Origin of the sequence: Mucilaginibacter sp. (genome assembly GCF_039935595.1) — a bacterium.
In the GTDB taxonomy this organism is placed as follows: Bacteria; Bacteroidota; Bacteroidia; order Sphingobacteriales; family Sphingobacteriaceae; genus Mucilaginibacter.
Map to the genome: position 1 here is coordinate 1 of NZ_JBDTJZ010000053.1, position 6244 is coordinate 6244.

Here is a 6244-nt window from a genome sequence, read left to right on the forward strand (position 1 = left end):
AAATTACGGACTGCCTGGCCCTCGCTTTTTGCCAGTCCTTAGTAAAAGTTTTTAACCCCGAAAAAACATACCAGTCCAGCAGTAAGGTTATTGCCGCGATAATAAAAAAAATGATTAAAAAGCCGCCTCTGTGCATTTATATTGGTTAAAAGTTGGCAATATAAAAAAGGAACAGTAATTACACCGTAAAAATTATGAAGTGTATAGCTATATAAAAAGAGGCTGTCTCAAATGTAAACTCAAAAAAATTGAACGAATATGCTTTGTATATTAAATCTCCGTGCTTCTCTGTGTATTCTTTGCGGTCTCAGTGGTAAAAAACAAACCGCAGAGGTCACAAAGAACGCACAAAGGTCGCAAAGACAAAATATTATTTGCAGTGCCTTTTAATTGGGAGCTTTTGAGACATCCTCTTTTATTAAAATGATTGGTACCGGTGCATTTCGGGCCGATGTTCGTTGTTGTCGTGATCTCTGTCGTGCCGGTGCATTCTGCTTTGCCTGTATTGAAGCGAGCAGCTTGAAATGGTAACTGTGGTAAGTGCCAGCAGTAATGCCATTTTTGTTATATGCTTTTTCATAGTATTATTAAGTTATACTATAATAAACACTTAATAACACCGAAGGTTTAATTACACACGGTGGGGTATGGTTTATGCCGACTTGTTTAAAAACCTGCTAACAGCTATAAATATTGCACCAAAACTTAAAAAGGCCACCAGCACAAGCAAACAGTTAATGGTGGTTTGCACAACCCCCAAAGTATTAATATCCATAAAATTATACGGATAAGTACCTACAATTTGCCCGCGGATGAGTGTATAAACCAGGTAAATAAAAGGGTAGATCAGCCAGGTTATCATCAGGCTCCATTTTAGCTTTTTTTTGGGTGCAAATATCAGCCAGAATAATACAAACAATATGGGGGTAACGGTATGCAGCAGGTCATCAGCTAATTTAAATAACCCCTGTGGGTTCCAAACATTGCGTAACACCAGTGCATATATAAACCCAACAATAGTGATATAAACAGCAGTAGCCGTAATAGTTTTGCCGCGCGACAGATACATACCTGTTAACGTATATGGCGATAATACCATATACGAATACACCAACGCCACAAGTATATTGGTTAAAATAGTAAAGTAGCTTAATACCTGGATAACCGCGCCCAAAAAAGTATAACCCTTGATCATATAAGCGGGTACCGATATATAAAACTGTAGCCCCAGGCCAAACCATACTATTATAGCCGCCACGCTTGCATAAGCCAACTTTATTTTTGCTTTCATGGGTGTGTATAATGCAAGTTAATCATTATTTACAATCCGGCATTGTGGTGATTATTTAAACCTGGTGCTTTTTATAATACACATACGAATAAATAATAGGTACCGCGCATAAAATAGACATACATACTATAAAAGCGATCCCCGCGGCGGACGCCGGTAAAAACAATGCCAGTGCTGTGATTAATAAGCCCCCTAAAAACCATAGCTTGCCGGTAAGCCTGTGGGTAGCGCGCCAGTTGTCTTCGCTTTTTAATGTCCAGGGCAGACGAACGCCAAAAAAGTGGTTTTGTTTAACATTGTACATCAGGTTTCCTAAAAAGGCAAACAATAAACCCACTACCGGAAATATCAGTTTATCGCCTTTAAAAACTCCGTTAACAGTGCTTAATGTTAAGCCTATGCTTAGGGTCGAACTAAATAGCAATATGCCCATAGCTGCCTTTTCAAAAGTAGCCTGGCTAAATTTTGCTGCCTGGTTCTTGTCAAATTTACTGATGTTTTTGACCAGCAAATACGTGCCGCCGAATATAAAGGCAATGAATACCTGTATAGCTAAAAATTTGCTTTTATCTCCAAAGCCGTTAGGCTTGCCGTTTAGGCCATAATGCAGGGGTACGGTAGCGGGTAATGCGCTATAAACTATAAGCAGGTAAATAATTGGTAGCAGCCATATAGCTATGGAAACAGCGTTGATTAATGATTTTTTCATGATCTTAGTTTTCGGTTTTAAATTGTAAAATCCACTTCATTATTTCGTCAAATACGGTGGTGTTTAATGAGTAATAAATAAATTGTCCTTCTTTTACTGATACCACCAGTTCGGCCTGCCTTAACAGGTCCAAATGGTGCGATATGCTTGGTTTAGAAATGTTGAACTGGTCCGCTATTTCGCCGGCTGTAAGGTCCTTTTTTTTTAAAAGTTCCAGTATTTCCCGCCGGGTAGGGTCATTAAGCGCTTTAAACAGTTTGTTCATTTGTATTTATATATTTAGACAAATGTCTAAATACTATTTGACATTACCAAATCATATTTTAATTTATTTCAAAATATTTTAACTTGCCGCTATAACTATTACTTATGGAATTTGGTCGGGTAAACCCTGAAGAACTGGCGGCGGTTGATTTTACGCTTCCGCCTGATCCTGAAATGACGGTAGCGACATTGCTGTCTGCAAAAAATAATAAGCCACTACAGGTGCATGTAGGCTGCGCCAAATGGGGACGAAAGGAGTGGGTAGGGCAGATCTATCCGCCTAAAACAAAAGATGCCAACTTTTTAGACGAATACGTAAAGCATTTTGACTGCATTGAGCTGAACGCTACGTTTTACAATGCCTATCCGCCCGCAACCATAGCCAAATGGAAGCAAAAAGCCGACATCCGCCCCGATTTTAAATTTTGCCCCAAGTTTTCGCAAAGCATCAGTCATATACGCCGGCTTAAAAACGCGGAGGAAGCCACCACCAAGTTTTATGAAGGTATTATGGCCTTCGGCGATAAACTGGGACCGCTGTTTTTGCAGTTGAGCGATAATTTTACCCCCAAAAGTTTCCCGGAGTTAAAAGCCTACCTGGAGCAATTACCTACGGATGTACCGGTTTATGTAGAGCTGCGCCATAAAGATTGGTTTGCCATACCAAAAAACCGCGAGAATGTATTTAACATGCTTAAGCAGCTAAATATGGGCGCTGTAATAACCGATGCCACCGGTCGCCGCGATTGCGTGCACATGCACCTGCCAACCCCGCACGCGTTTATTCGCTTTGTGGGTAATGGCCTGCACCCGTCAGACTATGCGCGTGTGGACGAATGGATAGACCGTATAAAACAATGGCGCGATATGGGCCTGCAATCCGTATGGTTTTTTATGCACCAGCATGACGAGCAGTACTCGCCCAAACTGGCCGATTATGTATCGGCACAGTTCAATGAAAAGCTGGGGTTGAATTTAGAACGCCCTCATTTTATTGAGGAGGGTAAGGGGTTGTTTGGTTGAGTAAGCTGAAAGCAGAAAGCGCAAAGCAGAAAGTAACTAAGATTAACTTTTTGCTTTCAGCCTTCCGCTTTCAGCTCAATACCTATCTAAAATCAAACCACAAAGTCCCCGATACCGGTGTAGTATTCAACTGCACGTTCTTTTGGCTTTGCGGCCCCATATCCCGCGCGGGATGAAATTTGGTGCCAATAGCCGGGATGGCCGTCATAAAACCCAGGTTACCATCCGGAAACGGCGGACTGGTATTATCGTTAGACGCACCAACCGGTTTGGGGGCTTTTAACATTTGCAGAAAAATATGCTGATCCTCAGTATATACCGTAAAAGGATGTTCTTTATTCTGTATAGTTACCCAGTACATATTGGCATGATAGCCCTTAAACTCGGGGTACACCCAGCTTTCGCCGGTTATGGTGTTGTTATAATCCTTTTGCCAAACGTTGAGTGTGCCGCCTTTTAAGCGGTTTTTCCAAACACGGTAAGGGCCATCGCCCAGCCATTTCATGCCGGTTATGTTTTGCTCAGGGTAGTTAAAAGTGATGCCATAAAAATCGGCTTCTCCCCTGGGCAGGTACTTATATTGTAATTGGGCAGGCTTGCCGGGTGTAAATGTCCATTTTATTTTAAAATTGGCATCGGTATAAATCGGTTCAATAACCTGGCTGCGACCCGATACAGACTTCCTTATCTCTTTTAACAGAGGCGTAGCACCAGCTAATACCGGGCCGTCAGATAAGGAAATATCGCCTGATGCTCCCTTTACTTTTTGCAAATACCCCGTTGCTGTGCTGAAATAATAAGTAATGCCGTCGCATGTAACTATCAATTGGTTATTTTCCTCTTTTAAGGTGCTTGTAGCCGTTGATGGAGTGCCGTTGGTATATTTAGCGGCTATCGCTTGAGCGTGGGCAATTGGCCAGCTACGGTTAACTACCACCTTGCCCACAGCATCGTAAACAGTTAGTAATAACGCATCGCTATTTTTCCAGTTGGCGGGCATATTCAGTTGTAGGTAACCGCCTGCACCCGGGGCTAACGGATAAGCTTTTACAACACCCGACGCATTAATTGTTGGTGCCATAGTTTTGCCTTGCGGCGATGCAAAGGTCACTAATTTCCAGCTAAAGCTGCATTTATTTAGGTTGGTGTACAGATAACGGTTCTCAATATTCAGCCGCCCATCAAATTTTTCGGGTAAAGTATTGTTGCTGATATAAACCGGCGACCATATCTCTTTAATGGTATAAAAACTGGCTTCTTTTTCGCGGTGCGGACCTACAATGCCGTCGGGGGCGTGATTGCCATCAGTATCCAAAATATTGTCCTTATCCGTACGTACAATGGCCCCATCGGCATATACCCATAAAAAACCGCCGGCATTGCGTGGGTTGCTTAGCATCAGGTTCCAAAAATCATCAAGCCCGGCACCATGCCCGCCATCATACAGGCCATGCATAAATTCGGTTGGGAAAAATACATCAGTTCCGTACAAATTATTGTTGGCAACGTAATTATAAACAGGGTAATGCTTGGTGTCGGTATTATTAAAATGTTCCCACGGGTGTATAACCGTCCGTTTCTGTGGATCGTACATTCCATAATCTTTATCCAGGTCGCGGTTAAAGCCGCCTTCGTTACCATTATCCCAAAGCACTATGCTGGGATGGTTCACATCGCGCACCATCATTTCCTTTACCAATTTATGACCAATATTATCATCATAGTTGGCCTGCCAGCCGGTTAGTTCATCCAGCACAAACAAACCTAACGAATCGCATACATCTAAAAAACTTTGGTCGGGCGGGTAGTGCGACATCCGTACCGCGTTCATGTTCATTTCTTTGATCTGTTTGATATCCAGCAAGTCAATGGCCTTGCTCAATGTGCGTCCCGATTCGGGCCATTCGGAGTGATGGCAAACACCCTTAAATATTACTCTTTTATCGTTCACGTAAATACCATCGCCCTTGCGTAATTCCACCGTCCGGAAGCCAAAGCGTTGGGTAATTTGATGAATAACCTGAGTGCCGGTCTTAATGGCAACCACCAGATTATACAGGTTTGGCTGCTCGGGGTTCCAGGCAGCTATATTTTTAAAGCTATGTTGTAATGTGGTGCTGTCGCTCTTTGGTTTAATGGTAAATGGTTGGCCCACACGTACACCTTTTAAGGTTTGTACTTCGGCCTGGATAACCTGGTTAGCGGTGGTGTTTTTATTGAATACATCAAGTCTTAATTGTCCGTTAGCTTTGGCATCAATAGCTATGCGGTCAATATAGGTTTGCGGAACTATCTCTAAATATACCGGGCGGAATATACCACCGAACACCCAGAAATCGCCATTCCGCTCGGCGTGGTTTACCGAGGCATCGGCCGACATTTTACTCACTTTTACTTCGAGCAGGTTATCGTTATTAACCTTAACCAAATTGGTAATATCATATTTAAACCTGTAAAATGCGCCCTGATGAATTGGCCCTACTATTTGTCCGTTTATCTTCACCTCCGTATCCGTCATTGATCCTTCAAATACAATAAATACGCGCTTATGCAGCGCATTGCCGCCCAGTTTAAATTGATATTTATACAGCCCCTGCTCATCATGCTTTGCTTTATCGTGCCCGTAGTTATACCCGCCAAAACCCTGAAGCTCCCAATTGGACGGAACGGGGATGGTTGTCCATTGCCCGCTTTTGCGGCCGTTGGTGCAATAAAAATCCCAGTTAACGGTATGGTCCTTATCGGTACCCGAAAGATATTGACGGACGGTTTGAGAAGATGATGTACCCGGTTTTTGTTGAGCCATAGTCGGCCAGCGTCCCGTGGTCCGCGAAGAAGGTCAGGATCCGGCGCAGCGCCGCGGGCGTCCGGGCCGCCATGTCCGTGACGTGGAGCGAGTAGTGGAGCGCCTCGGGGGTGTTCTTCTCGCAGAGGACGACGTAGCCGTCGACGCGCCC

General features: G+C 43.4%; 7 protein-coding genes. 1 reads left to right on the top strand and 6 read right to left on the bottom strand.

What is annotated here, in order from left to right; all coding sequences use genetic code 11:
* Positions 1-418 precede the first annotated feature (418 nt).
* The 4 genes from ABI367_RS02960 to ABI367_RS02975 form a co-directional block, all read right to left on the bottom strand.
* The gene (locus tag ABI367_RS02960; RefSeq protein ID WP_462228691.1) at positions 419-580 is read right to left on the bottom strand and encodes a hypothetical protein; all 162 of its coding nucleotides are present in this window, start codon (positions 578-580) and stop codon (positions 419-421) included.
* Positions 581-652: 72 nt separating this feature from the next.
* Positions 653-1291, bottom strand: coding sequence for a Pr6Pr family membrane protein (locus tag ABI367_RS02965; protein WP_462228693.1), 639 nt, complete (start codon positions 1289-1291; stop codon positions 653-655).
* A gap of 55 nt (positions 1292-1346) precedes the next feature.
* Positions 1347-2000 carry an SdpI family protein gene (locus ABI367_RS02970; protein WP_462228695.1) on the bottom strand — a complete coding sequence of 218 codons (654 nt, stop codon included), beginning with the start codon at positions 1998-2000 and terminating at the stop codon, positions 1347-1349.
* A gap of 4 nt (positions 2001-2004) precedes the next feature.
* Positions 2005-2265: an autorepressor SdpR family transcription factor gene (locus tag ABI367_RS02975; protein WP_462228697.1), complete on the bottom strand. Its 261-nt coding sequence runs from the start codon at positions 2263-2265 to the stop codon at positions 2005-2007.
* Positions 2266-2369: 104 nt separating this feature from the next.
* Between ABI367_RS02975 and ABI367_RS02980 the strand changes: the two genes are divergently transcribed.
* Complete coding sequence (locus ABI367_RS02980) at positions 2370-3287, top strand: DUF72 domain-containing protein (RefSeq protein WP_462228699.1); 918 nt, start codon at positions 2370-2372, stop codon at positions 3285-3287.
* An 82-nt stretch (positions 3288-3369) separates the two neighbouring features.
* Here ABI367_RS02980 and ABI367_RS02985 read toward each other — a convergent pair whose 3' ends face one another.
* On the bottom strand, positions 3370-6093 hold the full coding sequence (locus tag ABI367_RS02985) for a glycoside hydrolase family 2 protein (protein ID WP_462228701.1): 2724 nt from the start codon (positions 6091-6093) through the stop codon (positions 3370-3372).
* Positions 6026-6244 (bottom strand): hypothetical protein (locus ABI367_RS02990; RefSeq protein ID WP_462228703.1); only part of this gene is annotated, 219 nt, incomplete at its 5' end. The genes ABI367_RS02990 and ABI367_RS02985, both read right to left, overlap by 68 nt.

What these genes read in the sequence shown, in the direction of transcription:
- ABI367_RS02960 (WP_462228691.1), bottom strand. Translation starts at nt 580, where the DNA reads ATGAAAAAGCATATAACAAAAATGGCATTACTGCTGGCACTTACCACA.
- ABI367_RS02965 (WP_462228693.1), bottom strand. Translation starts at nt 1,291, where the DNA reads ATGAAAGCAAAAATAAAGTTGGCTTATGCAAGCGTGGCGGCTATAATA.
- ABI367_RS02970 (WP_462228695.1), bottom strand. Translation starts at nt 2,000, where the DNA reads ATGAAAAAATCATTAATCAACGCTGTTTCCATAGCTATATGGCTGCTA.
- ABI367_RS02975 (WP_462228697.1), bottom strand. Translation starts at nt 2,265, where the DNA reads ATGAACAAACTGTTTAAAGCGCTTAATGACCCTACCCGGCGGGAAATA.
- ABI367_RS02980 (WP_462228699.1), top strand. Translation starts at nt 2,370, where the DNA reads ATGGAATTTGGTCGGGTAAACCCTGAAGAACTGGCGGCGGTTGATTTT.
- ABI367_RS02985 (WP_462228701.1), bottom strand. Translation starts at nt 6,093, where the DNA reads ATGGCTCAACAAAAACCGGGTACATCATCTTCTCAAACCGTCCGTCAA.